Here is a 19751-nt window from a genome sequence, read left to right on the forward strand (position 1 = left end):
CACAGTACGTCACGCGAGTTCCCCGCATCCGGCCGACGGTCCTAACCTCGCAGACGCGGCACAGCAGCCCGCCCCTCCCGACACCCCATCGAGGCCCCCATGACCCACCGCACCCCCGCTCTCGTGCTCGGCGGCGTCGCCGCCGCAGGTGCGCTCCTGCTCGCCGGCTGCGCCAGCACGCCCACCACCGACGACGACGCCGTGAGCATCGCGCTCGTCCGCCAGCTCAGCTCGGGCGACTACTTCGAGCAGTGGCTCACCGGTGCGCGCGCCGAGGCCGACCGCCTCGGCGTCGACCTCGACGTGCTCGAGGCCAACGGCGACGACGCCCAGCAGGCCACGTACCTCGAGTCCGCCGTCACCCAGGGCTTCGACGCCATCGCGATCAGCCACGGCTTCACCGAGACGGTGCAGCCGGGCGTCGCGGATGCGCTGGCCGCCGACATCCCGGTCGTCACCTTCGACGTCGACTCCGGTGAGGACGGCGCGATCACGGTCGCTCAGAGCGACCAGCAGCTCGCCACCCTCGTGCTCGACCAGCTCGTCGAGGACACGGCCGGCGAGGCGCAGGTCATCTACGCCTACGTCGCCGGCTTCGCGCCGCTCGACCGCCGCGACGAGGTCTGGCAGGAGGTGCTCGCCGACAACCCCGGCCTCGAGCAGGTCGCCCAGGTCGGCAGCGTGAGCGAGAGCACCGCCGCCGAGACGGCCGCGCAGGTGAGCGCCGCGCTGCAGGCGAACCGCGGCACGACCGCGATCTTCGCGCCGTACGACGAGTTCGCCAAGGGCGCCGTGCTGGCGCTGCAGGAGCTCGGCCTGGAGGACGAGGTGCAGGTCTACGGCGCCGACATCTCCACCGCCGACATCGAGGTCATCACGGCCGACGGCAGCCCCTGGGTCGCCACCGCCGCCACCGACCCGGCGAACGTCGGCGCCGTCACCATCCGCGCCGCGTATCTCGCAGCGACCGGCGGCGAGGTCGACGACACCATCGAGATCACGCCCGCGCTGCTGACCCGCGACGCCCTGCTCGAGGCGGGTGTCACCACGATCCAGGAGCTCACCGAGGCCTTCCCGGAGCTCTCGACGCCGGACATCGCTCCGGCAGACTGAGCGGATGAGCTCGGAACCCGATCACGGCGGGCCGGGAGAGCAGGGGGTCACCCCCGTGCTCTCGGCCCGCTCGGTCGTGCAGCGCTTCGGCGCCACGACCGCGCTCGCCGGCGTCGACCTCGAGGTGCGCGCCGGCGAGGTGCTGGGCCTGGTCGGCGCAAACGGCGCCGGCAAGTCGACGCTGATGGCGGTGCTGGCCGGTCTGCTGGCGCCGACGGAGGGTCGCGTCGAGGTCGACGGCGAGCCCGTCGTGCTCGGCATCCCGGCGGCGGCAGATCGGCACGGCATCGCGCTCGTGCCCCAGCACGTCGAGACGGCGCTCGTGCCGGAGCTCAGCGTCGCCGAGAACCTCGTGCTCTTCGCCCTGGCCCGCGGCGAGCTCGGACCGCTGCCGGGGCGCCGCCGCATCCGCGCCGCCGCGCGCGCGATCGCCGGCGACGACCTGCTCCAGCGCGCCGGTATCCGGCTCGACGCGCGCGCCGGCACGCTGCGCACCGCGCAGGCCCAGCAGCTGCTCATCCGCCGCGCCCTGCACCGCGGCGCTCGCGTGCTCATCCTCGATGAGCCCACCGCGGCGCTCAGCGTCACCGAGCAGCGCGAACTGCACGAGCAGGTGCGCCGACTCGCCGCCGAGGGCACCGCGGTCGTGTACATCACCCACCACCTCGCGGAGTTCGTCGGACTCGCCGACCGCGTCGTCGCCCTGCGCGAGGGCCGCGTGGTCGACGCGTTCGATGCCCCTATCGAGCCCGCCCGGCTCGTCAGCGCCATCCTCGGCCCGATCGAGCACCTGCCCGAGGAGCGGCCCGTCCGCGAGGCCGGCGAGGTCGTGCTCGCGCTGCGCGGGCTCCGGTCGCGAGCGGATGCACCGCCCGTCGACCTGCAGCTGCGCCGTGGCGAGGTGCTCGGCATCACCGGTCTGCTCGGCGCCGGCAAGACGGAGCTGCTGCGCCAGGTCGTCGGCGCGGAGCCGCTGGTCGACGGGACGATGACGCTCGACGGGACGGCGTTCGCCCCGCGGCATCCGGCCGACGCGATCGCCCGCGGCATCGGCTTCGTGCCGGAGGACCGCCGGCGCGACGCGGAGCTGCCGGAGTGGGATCTCGTGCGCAACACGACCCTCGCCGAGCTGCGGCCGCACCACCGCTTCGGGCTGCTCAGCGCGCGCTCCGAGCGCTCGGCGACCGCCGCCCTCATCCGCTCGCTCGGCATCGTCGCGGCCGGACCTCGCGCGCTGCTCTCCAGCCTGTCCGGCGGCAACCGGCAGAAGGTCGTCGTGGCCCGCTGGCTCGCGGCCGGCAGCCGGGTGCTCGTGCTCGACGAGCCGTTCCGCGGCGTCGACCTGGGGGCGCGTGGCGACATCGGCGCGCTCATCCGGTCGTCCGCCGTCGAGGCCGCACTCGTCGCCTCCAGCGACCCCGAGGAGATCCTCGAGGTCGCCGACCGCATCGTCGTGCTCGCCGGCGGCGCCGTCGTCGGCGAGTTCCGCCCGGACGAGCTCGACGAGGCCCGCCTCGCCGAGCTGCTCGTCACCAGCACCGCGAAGGACCTCGCATGACCATCAGCCTCGCCGACCGAATTCGCGACGGCGTCTACCGCTCCGGGCTGCTCGTGCTGCTCGCCGCGCTGATCGTGACCTTCGCGGTGTCGCTGCCGGCGTTCGGCACGCCCCGCAACGCGGTCATCATCCTGCAGTCCGTCGCGATCACGGCGATCATCGCCCTCGGCGTGACGATCTCGCTCACGGTCGGCGGCTTCGACCTCTCGGTGGGCTCCACGGTCAGCTTCGTGGTGATGCTCACCACCGCCTCGCAGGTCTACTTCGAGGCGCCACCGGTGGTGGCGGTGCTGTTGGGCCTCGTCGCCGGCGCCGGCATCGGGCTCATCAACGGCCTGCTGGTCGTCGTCGCCCGGGTGCCCGACCTGCTCGCGACGCTCGGCACCATGTTCGTCTTCGCGGGTCTCGCGCTGGTCATCACGGCCGGCCAGTCGGTGTCGTCGGGGGCGACCTTCGACGGCCAGCCGGCGCCCGGGCGCATCACCGAGGGCTTCGCCTGGCTCGGTCGCGGCGACGTGCTGGGCCTGCCGGTGCCGGTCGTCGTCATGGTGGTGCTGGGCGTCGTCGTCACCGTCATGCTCTCGCGCTCGCGCCTCGGCAGGCTGCTCGCCGCGGTGGGCGGCAACGCCGATGCGGCGCGGCTCGCCGGCGTGCGGGTCGGCCGGTTGAAGGTCACGGCCTACGTGCTCTCCGGAACCCTGGCGAGCGTCGGCGGCGTGCTGCTCGCCGCGCGGCTCGGCCGCGGCGACGTGGGCGTCGGCGGCGCGTACCTGCTCGAGACGGTGGCCGCCGCCCTCATCGGCTTCGCCGTGCTCGGCGCGAACCGCCCGAACGGCTTCGGTACGCTCGTCGGTGCCGTCTTCGTCGGCGTGCTGCTCAACGGGCTGACCATGCTCGACGTGCCGTACTACACCCAGGACCTCATCAAGGGCGCCATCCTCGTGGGCGCGCTCGTGATGAGCTTCTCGGCCCTGTTCAAGCGAAAGGACGCCTCATGACCGTCGAGGTGCTCACCGTCGAGACGATCCCCGCCTACCTCGCCTCGCGCACCGACCTGGCCGGCCTGGTCGACCTGGAGACCGTCACGGTGCAGGAGGTCGGCGACGGCAACCTCAACCTGGTGTTCATCGTCACCGACGCCGCCGGCGACTCGCTGGTCGTCAAGCAGTCGCTGCCCTACGTGCGCATGGTGGGGGAGTCGTGGCCGCTCAGCCAGGACCGCATCCTCGCCGAGGCCCGCGGCTACGACGCCGCCTCGACGCTCAGCCCCGACACGATCCCGACCTACCACGGCCTGCATGAGGAGCGCCGGGTCATCGTGCTCGAGGACCTCTCCGCGGGCACGGTCTGGCGCCGGGCGCTCAACGAGGGCCGGATCAGCCGCGGCGCCGCGGCCGTCATCGGCCGCCACGTCGCCCGCGTCGGCTTCGGCACCTCGCCGTTCGCGCTCGACTCGGCCGACTACCTGCGCGCACTGCAGGCCTCGCCGAACCCGGAGCTCGAGCGCATCACGCTCGACCTGGTCTTCACCGATCCGTACCGCGACCACCCCGACAACGCCTGGAACCCGGCGATCGACGCGGAGGTGCTCGGCCTGCGCGAGCCCGCGCTGCTCGACGAGGTCGCGGCGCTGAAGCTGCGCTTCCAGACGGGCGCCGAGGCCCTGGTGCACGGGGATCTGCACACCGGCAGCGTCTTCGTGCCGGCCGAGGGCGATGCGGATGCGCCTCCCGCCAAGGTCTTCGACCTCGAGTTCGCCTTCTACGGCCCGGTCGGCTTCGACCTCGGCGCCTTCTTCGGCAACGTGCTGCTCGCCCAGGCGCGAGCGGCCGTGCTGGACCGACCCGCCGAGTTCCAGGAGTGGCTGGGCTCGCTCGTCGCCGAGGCGTGGGCCGCCTTCGACGCCGAGTTCCGCGCGCTCTGGTCGACCCGCGTCGACTCCGCCTTCAGCGACGGCTTCCTCGAGCGGTGGCTGCAGCGCACCTGGACGGATGCGATCGGCTTCGGCGGCCTCAAGGCCATCCGCAGGATCGTCGGCCTCGCGAAGGCGAGCGACATCGAGACCCTCGATGAGGCGCAGCACATCGCCGCCGCCCGCTGGGTGCTCGGCACGGCGCGTGCGATCGTCGAGGGCCGGGAGGGCCTCGCCGACCGCGCCGCGCTGGCGACGCTCGTGGGCGGGCGCCTCGAACGGCTGCGGGGTCGCGCATGACGGTGCTGCCCCCTCCGTCGCCTGGGACGGCACGATGTCATCCGGGCTCGTCGAGGCGATCGCCGTCATCGACCAGCGCCTGCTGCCCGGCGAACTCGTCGTGCGCCGCCTCGAGACGGTCGAGGCCGTCGTCGACGCGATCGCCACGCTCGCGGTCCGCGGCGCGAACGTCATCGGCTCGGCCGGCGGTCTGGGCCTGGCCCTCGGCATCCGTCAGGGCCTCGACGCGAACACCACCGCCGAGCAGCTCATCGCGGCGCGCCCGACGGCGGTCAACCTGGCGGTCGCCGTGAACCTCGTGCTCGCGGCGCACGACGCGGGGGAGGACCCGCTCGAGCGCGCGCTGGCGCTCCTCGCGGAGGATACGGAGCAGACGCGCCTGATCGGCGAGTTCGGCCGCGCCGAGCTCGCCGGCGTCACCACCGTGCTCACCCACTGCAACACGGGCCGCCTCGCCACCACCGGCTGGGGCACCGCGCTCGGGGTCGTGTACGCCAAGCAGGCTGCCGGCGAGGAGATCCACGTGATCGCCACCGAGACCCGGCCGTTACGGCAGGGCGCGCGCCTGACCGCGTGGGAGCTGCACGCCTCGGGCGTGGACGTCGCCCTCATCCCCGACTCCGCCGCCGCCAGTGCGCTCGCGCAGGGCCGGGTGGGCGCGGTCATCGTGGGCGCCGACCGCATCGCCGCCAACGGGGACACGGCGAACAAGATCGGCACGCGAGCGCTGGCCGTGGCCGCGCACCACGAGGGCGTGCCGTTCTACGTGGCCGCCACGCTGAACGCCGTCGACCTCGGCACCGTCTCCGGCGACGCCATCGAGATCGAGGAGCGCGGAGCCGGCGAGATGCTCGAGGGCATCCCCGTGCCCATCCCGGTCTGGAACCCCGCGTTCGACGTCACCCCGGCGCACCTCATCGCCGGCATCATCACCGAGGCGGGCGTGCTCAAGCCGCCGTTCGACGCATCCCTGAAGGGCGCCATCGCATGACCGAGGTCATCACCGCCGTCTACGAGATCACGGCGGAGGATCCGCTCTCCCGAGCCACCGACGTCGCCGTCGAGCAGAGCCACGAGCTGCCCACCGAGCTGGCTCCGCAGAACGCGATCGAACTGTCGCTCGGCCTCGTGCGCTCGATCGAGCAGCGCGCTGGACGCTCTGCCCTCGCCACCGTCGACTACCCGGTCGACCTGGCCGGCGGCGAGCTCGGCCAGCTGCTCGTGCTGCTGCTCGGCAACGTGTCGCTGCAGGACGGTGTGCGCCTGGTCGACGTCGAGATCCCCGCCTCGCTGCTCGCCGCCCTGCCCGGCCCCCGCCTCGGCGTCGCCGGCGTGCGCGAGCTCGTCGGCGAGCCGCGGCACGCCCTGCTCGCCACCGCGCTCAAGCCGGTGGGCATGTCGAGCGAGCAGATCGCGCAGCTCGCCTACGAGATCGCGGCCGGCGGCCTGCACATCGTCAAAGAGGACCAGGGGCTGGCGAACCAGCCCTGGGCGCCGTTCGTCGACCGCGTGCCGCGCATCGTCGAGGCGGTGCGCCGCGCCAACACGGAGACGGGCGGCCGCAGCGTCTACCTGCCGGTCGTCAACGGACCCGCGGCAGGCTTTGACGACCAGGTCCGCTTCGCCCGCGCGCAGGGTGCGGACGGCGTCATGGTGCTGCCCGGCGTCGCCGGCTTCGGCAGCCTGGCGCGCGCCGCCGAGCTGTTCCCCGGTGGCATGATCCTGTCGCATCCGTCGTTCCTCGGCGGCTTCACGGCCAGCGCGACGCACGGCATCGCACCCGACGTGCTCTTCGGCACGCTGCTGCGGCTGGCCGGAGCGGATGCGAGCATCTTCCCCGGCTGGGGAGGCCGATTCAGCCTCACCCGCGAGCAGTGCCTCGCCATCGGCGACGCCGCGCGGCGTCCGCTGGCCGGCCTCGCCCCGATCCTGCCCGCACCGGGCGGTGGCATGTCGATCGAGCGCGCTCCCGAGCTGCTCGACGCCTTCGGCCCCGACACGGTGTTCCTCATCGGCGCCGGCCTGCAGCGTGGCGGCGACCCCCGCCGCGCCGCCGAACGCCTCGTGGCCGCCACCCGCTGAGCATCCCGCTGCCCCCGCCCCGCTGTCCCGGCCCCGCCCCGACGCCCCGCGCCCGGGCCGGGTCCCCGTTCCCAAACGACGGAGATCAGCATCCCTGACGACCGCATCCGCCCCGGACCAGCTCGTTTCCCGGTGATGAGCTGCGGGATCTCCGTCGTTCGGCGATCGAAAGCGGCTGAGGCATGAAGGGGGACGGGCCACGAGCGGATGCGCGTCGGCCCCATCTCGCCGGCACGGCGGAACGCGGCGACCGAGGGACGAAGCGCTCAGTACCGGATGAACTCCGCGATGGCCGGGTCCTGCTCGAACGCCGCGATCTGCTCGGGCGTGGGACGCACGGGCCGATCGCGCTCGGCGGTGACGGCGCAGAGGAATCCGAAGGGCTCGTCGCCGGTGTTGCGGAACTGGTGCCAGCCCCAGCTCGGCACGAAGACGACGTCGTGCTGGGCGAGCGGCACGATCCGGTCCTCGACGAGCGCGGCGCCGATGCCGCGGATCGGGATCACGACGTGCGTGTGCTCGTGGTGCTCGAGCGTGGTGTGCCCGCCGACGCCGACCTCGAAGTAGCGCAGCGACGACCCCTGACCGTGCTCCGCATCGGCCAGCACCTGGCGGGTCACGGAGCGGAACGTGCCGTCGGCCTCCTTGTAGGCCAGCACGTCGCCCCCTCCCACACGTAAGGCTCGGTCTGCGCGCGGTGGGTGGCGGGGGTGCTCATCCTCCGATGCTACGTCGCCGCGCCCCTGACGGAATGCCAAGAACCATTGCGCACGCGCGGGGCGCCGCGTGAGAATAGCCGACGGCGGTCGTCCCCGCCGCGCCCCCTCCCCGGAGCGCGGTACCCCGAGCTGCGCGAGCAGCGGAGGCCGCCGAGGGTCCGTCGAGGGCGGATGCGGAACGCGCGGCCGACCGCCGCGCGCCGTGCCGCAGGAGCCCGAGGACCCGACGACCGGCGCACCGGCGCGCACGGCGGAGAGCGGATGCGCGCATCCGGCCCGCCTGCCCGCACCGGAATGCGCGGGCGCGGTCGACCGTTGAACACTGCGTCAGGAGGAACACCATGGGCAAGCGTTACGAAGAGGTCGAGACCGACACCGGCACGATCCTGCGGTACAAGCGCCACGAGAACGGCGGCGGCATGATCTCTCCCGGTGCGTGGGTGGACCCGAGCGCCTACGTCTCACGCAGCGGCTACGTCGAGGCCGGCGCGCACGTGAGCGCGAACGCCTGGATCGGCGCGGGCACCTGGGTCGATTCCGGGGCGTCCGTGGAGGCCGGCGCTCGGCTGGGCGCCGCCGTGCACGTGGGCCGCGGCGCGACCGTCGGCCGCGGAGCTCGCGTCGGCAGCAACACCCGCATCGGCATCGGAGCCAGCGTGCGTGCCGGCGCGACCGTGCCCGGCGACGCCATGATCGCCGGCGCATCGCTGCAGGAAGTCGCCTGAGCCCACCCGCTCCCACGAGGCCGGCCCCATTCGGGGCCGGCCTCGTCGCGTCCCCCGCTTGCGGGATATGGGGTAGGTAAGGCTAAGCTGAGTTCGATCCCATCCGGTTCCGGGCGCCCTGTGCGTCCGGCTTCAGCCATGCCCTGGAGGCACCATCGTGACCCTCGCCCGCCGCATCCTCCCCGCATCCGCCGGCCTGCTCGTGGGCGGGCTCGTGCTCGCCGGCTGCTCGGCTGGGACGCCCGCCACCGACGACTCGGCCCGGACGGTGACGGTCGCGACGAACCTCGGCGAGGTCGAGGTGCCGGTCGCCCCGGAGCGCGTCGTCGCCCTCGACAACACGTCGTTCGAGACCTTGCGGGACTGGGGCGTCACGCCCGTCGCCCTGCCCAAGGGCCTGCTGCCCGACGAGGGCTTCGAGGACTGGCTGGCCGACGAGGACATCCTCGACATCGGCATGCACCGCGACCCGAACCTCGAGCTCGTCAGCGAGGCGGAGCCCGACCTGATCATCGGGGGCTACCGCTTCCAGGACTACCAAGACGATCTCGAGAGCATCGCGCAGACGATCGACGTCGCGGGCAGCGACGTCGCCGCGGACGGCTGGGTCGAGTCGCTCAAGGATCAGACGGCCGCACTCGGCGCGATCTTCGAGAGGGAGGACGAGGCCGCCGCCCTGGTCGAGGAGTTCGAGACGGTCGAGGCCGAGGCGGCCGCCGCCACGGGTGGCGAGAGCGTGTTCCTCGCCGTCGTGTCGGCCGGTCAGATCGACAACGGCGCCCAGCGCATCGGCCGCCTGCTCGAGCCGCTCGACCTCGTCGACGTGTTCGCCGGCGAGGAGGGCGACGTGCACGGCGACTCCGGTCTCGCACCCGAGACCGTCGCGCAGGCGAACCCCGACTGGGTGATCGTCCTCGACCGCGACGCGGCGGCGGGCGAGGGCGAGGTGACGCCCGCCGAGCAGGTGTTCGCCGAGCAGGAGGCGTTCGCCGGCACGACCTTCACGACCGAGGACCAGATCGTCTACCTCGACCCGTTCTTCTACACCCGCGAGGGACTGCAGGCCTACCAGCAGGCCTACGAGCAGATCACCGAGGCCTTCTCCGCCTGACCGCCGTCGTCGAGGGGCCGCCCACCCGGCGGCCCCTCGACGCGTGGAGACGACCATGCGACGCACCCGACGCCTGCCGCTGCTCGCGGCGCTGCTGCTGCTCACGACCGCGCTGATCGCCGCCTCGCTGATGGTCGGCGGCTACGACATCACCCTCGACGCGCTCGTCACCGACCCGGCGGCGCTGGAGATGTTCTTCATCTCGCGGGTGCCGCGCACACTGGCCCTGGTGTTCGCCGGCGTCGCCATGGCGATCTCGGGCGTGCTCATGCAGCTCATCACCCAGAACCGCTTCGTCGAGCCGTCGACCGCCGGCAGCAGTCAGTGGGCGGGCCTCGGCATCCTGGTCGTCACCATCGCCATGCCGGCCGCGCCGGAGATGCTCAAGATGCTCGTATCGACGGGCTTCGCCTTCGTCGGCACGATGCTGTTCATCCTGGTGCTCCGGCGGGTCCGGGTCACCGCGAACAGCATCGTCGTGCCGCTGGTCGGCATCATGCTCGGCGCGGTCGTTGGCGCGATCACGACGTTCCTCGCGAACGAGTCCGGGCTGCTGCAGACGATGGCGGCCTGGCGTTCCGGCGGCTTCAGCAGCATCGTGCGCGGCTTCTACGAACCGCTCTGGATCGTGGTGGGCGTCGCGATCCTCGCCGTGGTGCTCGCGGACCGGTTCACCGTCGCCGGCCTCGGGCGCGACCTCGCCGTCAACGCCGGCCTGCACTACGAGCGCCTCGTCCTGCTCGGCGTCACCATGGTCGCGCTCTGCGCCGGGGTCACGGCGGTGGTCGTCGGCTTCATCCCGTTCCTCGGCCTCGTCGTGCCGAATCTCGTCTCCATGCTGCTCGGTGACGACCTGCGCAGGAACCTGCCGTGGGTCGCGGCGCTCGGTGCCGCGCTGCTGCTCGCCTGCGACCTGGTCGGCCGCGTCGTCGTGGCTCCGATGGAGATTCCCGCCTCGGTGATCCTCGGCGCGGTCGGCGCCGTGGTGTTCATCCTCTTCGTGCTCCGACAGCGCCGCCATGTCGCCGCGTAGCGCCGTGGTGCGCGCGAGTCGGGGCGCGGCAGAGCGGATGCGGGCCTTCAGCCCGAACGCCCGGCTCGTCATCGCCGCTGCGATCGTGCTGCTCGTGGTCGCGTGCTACCTGGTCCTGTTCCTGCGCGGCAGCCTCGCCTTCGCCGTGCCGCGTCGTCTGACGACGCTCGGCGCCATGGTCGTGGCCGCCTTCGCGCAGGGGATCGGCACGGTGCTCTTCCACACGGTGACTGGCAACCGCATCCTCACCCCGTCGATCGTCGGCTTCGATTCGCTGTACGTGCTCATGCAGACGCTCATGGTCTTCGTCTTCGGCGGGTCGGTGATCGCGGCGACCGAGGGCATCCCGAAGCTGCTGACGCAGACCGCGCTCATGGTCGGCTTCGCCGTGCTGCTCTACCGATGGCTGTTCTCCGGGCGCTTCGGCAGCCTCATGCTGCTGCTGCTCATGGGGGTCGTGCTCGGGCTCGCTTTCGACAGCCTCTCCACCTTCCTGCAGCGCCTGCTCTCGCCCACGGAGTACGACCTGCTCTCCACGCGCCTGTTCGGTCGGATCGGCGACGTCGAGCCGAGCTACCTGCCCATCGCCTTCGCGGTCTGCGTCCTCGTGGGCGTCGTGGTGTGGCGCCGCCGGCACGTGCTCGACGTGCTGCTGCTCGGGCGCGATCACGCGACGAGTCTGGGCATCGACCACCGTCGCGAGCTGACGCTCGCGCTCGTGCTCATCGCCGTGCTCGTGGCCTTCTCCACGGCGCTGGTCGGGCCGCTCACGTTCTTCGGCTTCGTCGTGGCGACGCTCGCGTACCAGCTGGCGGGGGACTGGCGGCATCGCGTCGTGCTGCCCATGGCGTTCCTGCTCGGGCTCGGCACGCTCGCCGGCGGCCAGTTCGTCCTGCAGCACCTCCTCGCCGCGCGCGGCATGCTCACCGTCATCATCGAGTTCGTCGGCGGGATCGCGTTCCTGCTGCTGCTCCTGCGCAGGAAGGGCGCGCTGTGATCGAGTTCCACGACCTCACGAAGGACTACCTGGACGCGCGCGTGCTCGGTCCGGTGTCGGGCTCGATCGAGCCGGGCGGCATCACGGCCCTGATCGGTCCGAACGGCGCCGGCAAGTCGACGCTGCTGACGATCATCGGACGCCTGCTCGAGCCGAGCGGCGGCTCCGTGACCATCGACGGCACGGAGGTGCGCAGCGTGCGCTCGCGCGACCTCGCGCGGCGGCTCGCGATCCTGCGGCAGGAGAACCACCTCACGGCGAGGCTGACCGTCGAGGACCTCGTCGGTCTCGGCCGCTTCCCGCACTCCCTGGGGCGCCTGACGGCGTCCGATCGCGAGCAGGTCGAGAGCGCCATCTCGTTCCTCGACCTCGGCGACCTGCGCCACCGTTTCCTCGACCAGCTCTCCGGCGGGCAGCGTCAGCGCGCCTTCGTCGCGATGGTGCTCGCCCAGGACACCGACGTCGTGCTGCTCGACGAGCCGCTCGCGAGCCTCGACCTCAAGCACGCCGTGCACATGATGCGGCGTTTGCGCGAGGCGGCGTCGGCGCTCGGCAAGACGATCGTCATCGTCATCCACGACATCAACATGGCGGCCGGATACGCGGATCGCATCGTGGCGCTGCGCGACGGGGTCGTGCACTCCAGCGGCACCGTGGCCGAGATCATGACCGAGACGGTGCTCAGCGCCGTCTACGACACGGTCATCCGCGTGCACGATCTCGACGGGGTGCCGACGGCGGTCGTGGCGCACTGAGCGGTGACGGCACGCGGGCGTAGGCTCGCCGGCATGACGCGCCCCATCCGCACGGCGCCGGCCTGGAGCCGGCCATGAGCGATCCGCTGGCGCGACTGCTCGAGGAGGCCGAGCTGGAGGCTCGTCGGCTCGACGAGGCGCTCGCGCAGGCCCGGGCGGCGCGGGCGGACCAGGGCGACGACGAGCACGATCCGGAGGGAGCGACGGCGGCCGACGACTGGTCTCGCTTCACCGCGCTCCGCCAGGCGAACGAGCGCTGGCTCGCCGAGATCGCCCGTGCCCGGACGCGCCGGGACGCCGGCGCGTACGGGGTCTGCCTGGTCTGCGGGCAGCCGATCGCGCCAGAGCGCCTGGCGGTTCGCCCGACGGCGGACCGCTGCCGGGACTGCGCGGAGCGGAGGGCGTGAGCTCCCCGCATCCGCTCGAACGGTGCTCCAGACGCACGGTGCTTGCGTGCTGCGCAAACGGGCTGCGGGGAGCGGGCAGCCTCCGGGTTTTCACCTACCGCGACGTTCGCCGCCGGGCATATGGTGAGCGCCATCGGGCGATTCGGGTCGCTCGCAGCGAGTGCAGCGGGGTCAGCCGCCGGTTCGGCGACCGGCTCCCGCGGAGGGGGTGCAGTGCGCAGTGGGTTGAGCGCCGAGGGTCTCGGGGACCATCGGACGGGGGACATCCTGGCCTTGGCGGAGCGCGCCGGGCTGCAGAGCATCGAGTGGTCCGGCGATGCGCAATCGCTCTCCGGAGACCGGCGGCGCGCGGCCGAGCTCGGCAGCCGCACGCGGGACGCCGGGCTCGTCGTCGGCGGGTACCGCACGCCGTACCGGGTGGGCATCGACGAGCAGGACGACGCGCTCGTCGACGAGGCGCTCGCGCTCGGCGCGCGGCGCATCCGGGTCCGAGCGGGCCTGATCGGAGCCGGGGAGGCGGATGAGGCCACCTGGCGGTTCGTGATCCGCGCACTGCGCGGACTCGCCGCGCGCGCGAGCGACGTCGGCATCGGTGTCGGCATCGGCATGTACCCGGACTCGCTCGCAGACTGCGTGGAGACCGCATCGCTGCTGGTTGAGCGCGTCGGCGAGCCGACCGTGCGCCTCTACTGGTCGCCGCCTCGTTTCGAGCCGGCCGGCACGGCGCTGCGCGGTCTCTACGCGTCGCTGCCCCTCGTGTGCGCCGTCGAGGCGCCGGTCGCCGGTCGCGAGCCGCTCGCCGAGCGGTCGGCCCTCTGGGAGCGGGCCCTGCGGCTCGTCGACGGCGACGACATCGACGTGCTGCTGCAGGCCGACTGCGCGATCGCCTCCGATCCGCTCGTGCGGGACGCGGCCTACCTGATCGATCGTCAGCGCGCGGTCGGCTGAACCCGGTTCCACGGCCCGTACGATTGACGGGACGCGCCGATCGGAGCGCCGATCGGAAGGACCGCCGTGCCGCAGACCCTCGTGGTCATCCCGACCTACGACGAGCGCGAGAACCTCGAGTCGATCGTCGAACGCGTGCTCTCCCTGGGCGTCGGCGCGCACGTGCTCGTCGTCGACGACGATTCCCCGGACGGCACCGGTGCGCTGGCCGACGCGCTCGCGGCTCGCCGCGCCGAGGTGCACGTGCTGCACCGCTCGGGCAAGCGCGGCCTGGGCGCCGCCTACCTGGCCGGCTTCGACTGGGCGCTCGAGCGCGGCTACGAGGCCATCGTCGAGATGGACGCCGACGGCTCGCACCACCCCGAGGAGCTGCCGCGCATGCTCGAACTGCTGCAGGGGCACGACCTCGTGCTCGGTTCGCGCTGGGTGCCCGGCGGCGCCGTCGAGCACTGGCCGAAGCGCCGCGAGCTGCTCTCCCGCGGCGGCAACCTCTACACCCGCATCGCCCTCGGCATCGACGTGCGCGACTCCACCGGCGGGTACCGCGTCTTCCGCGCCTCCGCGCTGCGCGGCATCGACCTCGACGGCGTCGCCAGCCAGGGCTACTGCTTCCAGGTCGACCTGCTCTGGCGCGCCCTGCAACGCGGCCTCCACGTGATCGAAACGCCGATCGTCTTCACCGAGCGCCAGCACGGCGCCTCGAAGATGAGCGGCTCGATCGTGCGCGAATCGCTGCTGCGGGTCACCGGCTGGGCCGTGCGCCGTCGCCTCTTCGTCACCAAGGAGGCCCTCCGCGGCCGCCCGGTCCCGTCCCTGCGCGACCTCAGCACCCGCTGACGACGACATCCCCTACGCTGAGCGCATGGGGGAGCGGATGCGATCGAACGGTGCTGCGCGGACGTGGTGGACGCAGACGCTGGTCCAGTCGATCGGTGCAGTGGCGCTGACGCTGCTGACGGGCCTCGTCTACGCCCTGGCGACCGGGTTCGAGCATGATCCGCTCCACCGCGCCTCCTTCGTCCTCCCCGCGATGCTGGTCGCCATGACGCTCTGGATCCTCCTGGCCGCGGTCCTCGGCTCATTGCTGCGGCGCTCGACGCCATCGGTCCGAGCGGCGCTCTCCGGCCTCCTCGCGGCGATCGTGGTCCTCTCCATCGCCGTCGCCTGGTGGCAGCTGGGGACCGGGCCCGAGATCGCTGGCTCGGATCTCGCCTGGATACCCCTCTGGCGCGCCGCGCCACTGCACCTCGCGCTCGTCGCCGCGCTCCTCGCCGCGGCGCTCCTTGGTCTCGCCCTCGCCCTCGACCTGGCGGTTGCGCGACGCTGGTCCATCGTGGTCGCCGCTGGCCTGCTCGCCGTCGGCGGCGCCGTCACCGCCGCGCTGCTCTACCAGTCGTTCTTCGCAAGCTGGTGGATCGTCTTCGTGCCGGTCGAGGTGCTCCCGCACGAAATCCTCGCAGGAGTCGCCGTGGCTGCGTTCGGAGTCGCGGCGCTCCTGCTGGCCTCCGCCCGCCGGTGGTCCTGGTCCGCGCTCCTGGCAGCGACCGCGATCGCGGTCCTCGCGCTGTCCATCGCTCTCGCGCCGGGCGGGGGATTCGTGGCACCGGCGCCGTCGAGTAGCCCGTCGTCCTCGCCCGCGGAGGGTGCGCCGATGCCGGAACAGACGCAGCCGTCGGCACCGGCGCTCGATCCCACATCGCCGCCATCGGAGCCGGAGCCCGCGCCGACCTGGACGGTCCCCGACGACTACGCCGAGTGCGCGTTCGACGCGAGCCGCCCCGGCTGCGGCGGCTGACGGCGCGACCTCACGCCTGCGTCTGCGCCGCCGCCTCGCCGATCATCGCGTGCAGGTCGGCGGTGCGGGCGAATGCCGCCCGCTGCCAGTGCGCACCCGTGCCGCCGTCGAGCATCCGCTCGAGCCATCCGCGCACGGCGACCTCGTCGCCCGTCTCCGCGAGCGCGCCGGCCACGTGGGCCGCGAGCGACTGCACCACGTCGCGAGCGGATGCGGGCCGTCCGGTGAGCGGGTGCACGAGCTCGCCCTCGACGCCCGAGATCGACGCCCGCCACGACGCGAGACGCAGCGTGTCCGCCGACGGCTTCGGGGGCTCGATACCGCGGCGCCACTCGGCTGCGGCCGTGGCCACGAGCCCTCGGATCAGCGCCGCGATGGACGCCGAGGTCTCGGCGTGCAGGCTCACATCCGCCACGCGCACCTCGACGGTGGGGTAGCGCTTCGAGGCGCGCGCCTCGAAGTGCAGCATGTTCTCGTCGATGAGCACGCCGGTCTCGAGCATCTCGTGCTCGTAGGCGTCGAGGGCCTCGACCGAGCCGAAGTAGGGGGTTGGGTTGGCCGTGGGCCAGCGGCGCCAGAGCTGGGCGCGGTAGCTGGCGTGCCCGGTGTCCTGACCGGCTGAGAACGGCGAGTTCGCACTGAGCGCGAGCACGACGGGCAGCCAGGTGCGGATGCGGTCCAGCACCGCCACCGCCTCCTCGCGCGAGTCGACGGAGACGTGCACGTGCTGCCCGCAGGTGATGCTCTCGCGGGCGGTCATGCCGTAGTGGTCGAGGATGCGCCGGTACCGCTCGCCCGGCATCACGTGCGCTTCGACGGCGAGCGGCGGCGAGGCCAGCGCGACGATGCGCGCACCGTGCTCGCGGGCCAGCTCGTCCGCGGCGCGCCGGTTCTCCCGGATCGCGGCCAGCATCCCGTCGAGCGTGGTCTGGGGCTCGGTGACGAGTTCCAGCATCTCCTGCTGGATCTCGGCGTCGAAGCCCTCCCGGTGCTGCTCGTCGACCGCCCGCCGGAGCACCTGCCGGGCGACGCTGCGCGCCTCACCCGTGGTCCCGTCGACCAGCAGGTACTCCTCTTCGACTCCGAACGTCCTCATCCGCCCAGTCTGCTCGGAGCCGCATGCGCGCGCACCAGGCTGCGGCTGAGCGCAGGCTGAGGGCGGTGCGTCGTCGAGGCGCGGCGGTCAGCCGAGCGCGGGGACGACGTGGCGCACGATCGCCTCGAGGGTGCGCGCGTTGAAGTCGACACCGAGCTGCGACGGGATCGTCACGAGCACCGTGTCGGCCTCGCGCACCGCCGCATCCTGCGCGAGCTCGTCCGCGATGACGTCGGGCTCGCCGATGTAGCTGCGCCCGAACCGGGCGAGGCCGCCGTCCAGGTGCCCGACCTGGTCCTTCGACTCCGCCTGCGCGCGCACGCCGAAGTACCGCCGCGTCACGTCGTCGATGATCGGCACGATGCTGCGGCTCACCGAGACGCGCGGCGTGAAGTCGTGGCCCTGCTCGGCCCAGGTCGCGCGATATCGCGCGATCTGCTCGGCCTGCAGCTGATCGAAGGGCACGCCGGTGTCCTCGGTGAGCAGCGTCGACGACATGAGGTTCATGCCCTGCTCGGCGGCCCACTCGGCGCTCGCGCGGGTGCCGGCGCCCCACCAGATCCGCTGCCCGAGGCCGGGGAGTGCGGCTGCACCATGAGCGGTTGCGAGACCCCCGTCATCCGCGGGTCGCTCATCGCGACGCCCGCGCCGTCGATGGCGCCGCGGAAGAGCTCGGTGTGACGGCGGGCCATGTCCGCATCCGTCTCCCGGTCCGACGGCACGAACCCGAACGACTCGTAGCCGCGCACCGCCGTCTCGGGTGAGCCCCGGCTGATGCCGAGCTGCAGCCTGCCGCCGCTGATGAGGTCGGCGGTCGCGGCGAGCTCGGCGCTCATGAGGGGGTTCTCGTACCGCATGTCGATGACGCCGGTGCCGAGCTCGATGCGGCTGGTGCGCGCGGCCATCGCGGCCAGCAGCGGCCAGGGCGAGGCGAGCTGCGGGGCGAAGTGGTGCACGCGCAGGTACGCGCCGTCGACGCCGACGTCCTCGGCGGCCACCGCCAGTTCGATGTGGTCCCGCAGGGCCTCGGCGGCGTCCGGCGAGCCGGCCTGGCCGGGGCCGTGGTGGTGTCCGAAGGAGAGGAACCCGATGCGCTTCACGGTCGGTGCAACCGTCCCGCGTCCGCCGTCATTCCGCTTCCGCGGACGCTTCGGGGCGCTCGCCCGTCAGGGTCGCGCCGTCGTCGACGGGCGGGTCGGGCAGCCCGAGCACGTCGGCGACGCTCAGCGGGCCAGCAGGTGCGCCTTCTCGGGGTGGCGCTCGAACCAGTCGCCGACGTACCAGCACAGCGGAACCATGCGCGCGATGCCGCGACGCTCGGCGTCCTCGACCGCGAAGGTGGTTACGACGTCGGCGTAGCCGCGCCCGCGCAGCGCCGGATTGGTGAAGGCCCGCGTGAAGCTGATCGCGTCGCCGCGCTCCGCGATGTCGAGCACGCTGGCCACGACGCCGTCGATGCGCAGCACGTAGCGGTTCGCATCCGGTTCGTGCGTCAGCTCCTGTCCCATGGGAGCGAGCCTAGGACGACGACGGCCCGGGAGCGGATGCTCCCGGGCCGCGTCGAGGTGCGAGCGGTCAGTGGCCGCCGTGCGCCGGCGCGCCGTTCGCCGGCTTGCGCACGAAGAAGGCGAGCACGATCGCGAGGATGGAGATGACGCCGCCGCAGAGGAAGGCGGCGCGCATGCCCTCCGCCGTCTCCGCGAGGCCCGCCTGCTCGAGTCCCGCGGAGGCCGTGGCCTCCGCCGTGACGATCGTGAGCATCGTCACGAACAGGGCGGTGCCGGCGCCGGCGGCGACCTGCTGCAGTGTGCTGACGACCGCGCTGCCGTGCGAGTAGAGACGCGGCTCCACCGAACCGAGCGCCGAGGTGAACAACGGCGTGAACAGGAAGGCGAGGCCCACGCTGAGCGCCGAGTGTCCGATCGGCACGACCCACACCGGGGTGGTCTCGCTCAGCATGGTCATGGCCCACAGCACGCCGCTGACGATGGTCGAGCCGGTCAGCAGCAGCGCGCGCGGCCCGAACCGGTCGTACAGGCACCCGACGAACGGGCTGAGCAGCGCCATCACGATGCCGCCGGGCAGCAGCACCAGGCCGGCGTTCAGCGGGTTGAGCAGCAGCACCTGCTGCAGGTAGAGCGGCAGCACGATGAGCGTGCCGAAGAGCGCCATCATGCTGATGAGTAGCATCACGAGCGACACGGTGAAGTTGCCGGAGCGGAACACGCGCAGGTCGAGCAGCGCTCGATCCGCCTTGGCGAGCGCGAACTGCCGCCAGGCGAAGACCGCGAGGGCCACGGCGCCGATCGCGATCGGGGCCGCCGGCGGCACCACCGCGACGCCGCCGTGGGCAGCGGCCTCGCCGATGCTCGAGAGGCCGTAGATGAGCGCGCTGAAGCCGAGCGCCGACAGGATGACCGAGATCACGTCGACCCGGCCCGGGCGGGGCTCGGTCACGTTCTGCATCCGCGCGGCGCCGAGGATGAGCGCGCCGACCGCGAGCGGCAGCATGACGATGAACATCCAGCGCCACTCGAGCGCGTTGAGGATGATGCCCGAGATGGTCGGGCCGAGCGCTGGGGCGACCGACATGACGATGGAGATGTTGCCCATGGTGCGGCCGCGCCGCTCCGCCGGCACCAGCGTGAGCACGGTCGTCATCAGCAGCGGCATCATCACGGCGGTGCCGCTGGCCTGCACGATGCGGCCCGCGAGCAGCACCTCGAAGCCCGGGGCCGCGGCGCTGATCGCGGTGCCCGCCGTGAAGAGGGTCATGGCGGTGAGGAAGAGCGTGCGGGTGTGCAGGCGCTGGATGAGGAAGCCGGTGATCGGGATCACGACGGCCATCGTCAGCATGAAGCCGGTCGTCAGCCACTGGCCGGTGGCCGTGGTGATGCCGAGGCTGCGCTCGAGGGCGGGCAGCGCCACGCCCATGATCGTCTCGTTGAGGATGACCACGAAGGCGCTGACGAGCAGCAGCGCGATGACGAGGCGGTTGCGCCGCTCGGTGGCGTCGTCGGTCGCGGCGGACGCGTTGAGGGTCTCGGTCACGGGGGAGGGGGATCCTGTTCCTCTGAGGGCGGCCGGCCTGGCCCGCTTCGGGAGCGGATGCGGCGCGGAGGGAGCGGCGCGCCACGGGCGCGCGATGCGACGGGAACCCGCCGACAGGTGGGGCCAACGCCGTGCCCATCCTCCCTCAT

19 protein-coding genes and 1 pseudogene are annotated in these 19751 nt (G+C 72.8%); 15 read left to right on the top strand and 5 right to left on the bottom strand.

The features are described 5' to 3' along the window. Positions 1–99: 99 nt before the first annotated feature. Genes QQK26_RS02525 through QQK26_RS02550 form a run of 6 tightly spaced genes read left to right on the top strand, consistent with a single transcriptional unit; the run spans position 100 to position 6965 of the window. Complete coding sequence (locus tag QQK26_RS02525) at positions 100–1113, top strand: substrate-binding domain-containing protein (RefSeq protein WP_284229741.1); 1014 nt, start codon at positions 100–102, stop codon at positions 1111–1113. Between the two features lie 4 nt (positions 1114–1117). Further along, positions 1118–2671, top strand: a complete 1554-nt coding sequence (locus QQK26_RS02530; RefSeq protein WP_284229743.1) for a sugar ABC transporter ATP-binding protein — start codon at positions 1118–1120, stop codon at positions 2669–2671. Further along, positions 2668–3669: an ABC transporter permease gene (locus QQK26_RS02535; protein WP_284229747.1), complete on the top strand. Its 1002-nt coding sequence runs from the start codon at positions 2668–2670 to the stop codon at positions 3667–3669. Before QQK26_RS02530 ends, QQK26_RS02535 begins: the two co-directional genes overlap by 4 nt. After that, complete coding sequence (gene mtnK / locus QQK26_RS02540; protein ID WP_284229750.1) at positions 3666–4883, top strand: S-methyl-5-thioribose kinase; 1218 nt, start codon at positions 3666–3668, stop codon at positions 4881–4883. The genes QQK26_RS02535 and mtnK overlap by 4 nt, the downstream gene beginning before the upstream one ends. Beyond that, positions 4789–5874, top strand: coding sequence for an S-methyl-5-thioribose-1-phosphate isomerase (gene mtnA, locus QQK26_RS02545; protein WP_284229752.1), 1086 nt, complete (start codon positions 4789–4791; stop codon positions 5872–5874). The genes mtnK and mtnA overlap by 95 nt, the downstream gene beginning before the upstream one ends. Then, the gene (locus tag QQK26_RS02550; protein ID WP_284229754.1) at positions 5871–6965 is read left to right on the top strand and encodes a RuBisCO large subunit C-terminal-like domain-containing protein; all 1095 of its coding nucleotides are present in this window, start codon (positions 5871–5873) and stop codon (positions 6963–6965) included. The genes mtnA and QQK26_RS02550 overlap by 4 nt, the downstream gene beginning before the upstream one ends. 266 nt (positions 6966–7231) lie before the next feature. Here QQK26_RS02550 and QQK26_RS02555 read toward each other — a convergent pair whose 3' ends face one another. Beyond that, positions 7232–7624: a cupin domain-containing protein gene (locus tag QQK26_RS02555; protein WP_284229756.1), complete on the bottom strand. Its 393-nt coding sequence runs from the start codon at positions 7622–7624 to the stop codon at positions 7232–7234. 401 nt (positions 7625–8025) lie between these two features. Between QQK26_RS02555 and QQK26_RS02560 the strand changes: the two genes are divergently transcribed. From QQK26_RS02560 to QQK26_RS02600, 9 genes are all read left to right on the top strand, one after another. Then, a complete protein-coding gene (locus tag QQK26_RS02560) occupies positions 8026–8409 on the top strand; it encodes an LbetaH domain-containing protein (protein ID WP_284229758.1) in 384 nt (127 codons plus the stop codon). Positions 8410–8566: 157 nt separating this feature from the next. Next, on the top strand, positions 8567–9520 hold the full coding sequence (locus QQK26_RS02565) for an ABC transporter substrate-binding protein (protein WP_284229760.1): 954 nt from the start codon (positions 8567–8569) through the stop codon (positions 9518–9520). 55 nt (positions 9521–9575) lie between these two features. Next, the gene (locus QQK26_RS02570; protein WP_284229762.1) at positions 9576–10553 is read left to right on the top strand and encodes an ABC transporter permease; all 978 of its coding nucleotides are present in this window, start codon (positions 9576–9578) and stop codon (positions 10551–10553) included. After that, positions 10540–11550, top strand: a complete 1011-nt coding sequence (locus tag QQK26_RS02575) for an iron chelate uptake ABC transporter family permease subunit (protein ID WP_284229765.1) — start codon at positions 10540–10542, stop codon at positions 11548–11550. The genes QQK26_RS02570 and QQK26_RS02575 overlap by 14 nt, the downstream gene beginning before the upstream one ends. Continuing rightward, positions 11547–12305 (top strand): iron ABC transporter ATP-binding protein, encoded by a 759-nt coding sequence (locus QQK26_RS02580; RefSeq protein WP_284229767.1) that lies wholly within the window; start codon positions 11547–11549, stop codon positions 12303–12305. Before QQK26_RS02575 ends, QQK26_RS02580 begins: the two co-directional genes overlap by 4 nt. Positions 12306–12379: 74 nt before the next feature. Continuing rightward, positions 12380–12712, top strand: a complete 333-nt coding sequence (locus QQK26_RS02585; RefSeq protein ID WP_284229769.1) for a TraR/DksA family transcriptional regulator — start codon at positions 12380–12382, stop codon at positions 12710–12712. A 273-nt stretch (positions 12713–12985) separates the two neighbouring features. Then, on the top strand, positions 12986–13660 hold the full coding sequence (locus QQK26_RS02590) for a sugar phosphate isomerase/epimerase family protein (protein WP_284229771.1): 675 nt from the start codon (positions 12986–12988) through the stop codon (positions 13658–13660). Between the two features lie 66 nt (positions 13661–13726). After that, on the top strand, positions 13727–14497 hold the full coding sequence (locus tag QQK26_RS02595; protein WP_284229773.1) for a polyprenol monophosphomannose synthase: 771 nt from the start codon (positions 13727–13729) through the stop codon (positions 14495–14497). A gap of 25 nt (positions 14498–14522) precedes the next feature. Further along, the gene (locus tag QQK26_RS02600; protein WP_284229776.1) at positions 14523–15455 is read left to right on the top strand and encodes a hypothetical protein; all 933 of its coding nucleotides are present in this window, start codon (positions 14523–14525) and stop codon (positions 15453–15455) included. 10 nt (positions 15456–15465) lie between these two features. Here QQK26_RS02600 and QQK26_RS02605 read toward each other — a convergent pair whose 3' ends face one another. The 4 genes and pseudogenes from QQK26_RS02605 to QQK26_RS02620 all read right to left on the bottom strand — a co-directional run bounded on the left by QQK26_RS02605 (position 15466) and on the right by QQK26_RS02620 (position 19602). Next, on the bottom strand, positions 15466–16551 hold the full coding sequence (locus QQK26_RS02605; protein WP_284229778.1) for a carboxylate-amine ligase: 1086 nt from the start codon (positions 16549–16551) through the stop codon (positions 15466–15468). A gap of 87 nt (positions 16552–16638) precedes the next feature. Further along, positions 16639–17651 (bottom strand): annotated as a pseudogene (locus tag QQK26_RS02610) (LLM class flavin-dependent oxidoreductase). Between the two features lie 123 nt (positions 17652–17774). Next, a complete protein-coding gene (locus tag QQK26_RS02615; protein ID WP_284229780.1) occupies positions 17775–18059 on the bottom strand; it encodes a GNAT family N-acetyltransferase in 285 nt (94 codons plus the stop codon). A gap of 67 nt (positions 18060–18126) precedes the next feature. Further along, positions 18127–19602: an MDR family MFS transporter gene (locus tag QQK26_RS02620; RefSeq protein WP_284229782.1), complete on the bottom strand. Its 1476-nt coding sequence runs from the start codon at positions 19600–19602 to the stop codon at positions 18127–18129. Between the last annotated feature and the right edge of the window lie 149 nt (positions 19603–19751).

The sequence above is a fragment of the Arenivirga flava genome (genome assembly GCF_030161575.1).
Lineage (GTDB): Bacteria > Actinomycetota > Actinomycetes > Actinomycetales > Microbacteriaceae > Arenivirga > Arenivirga flava.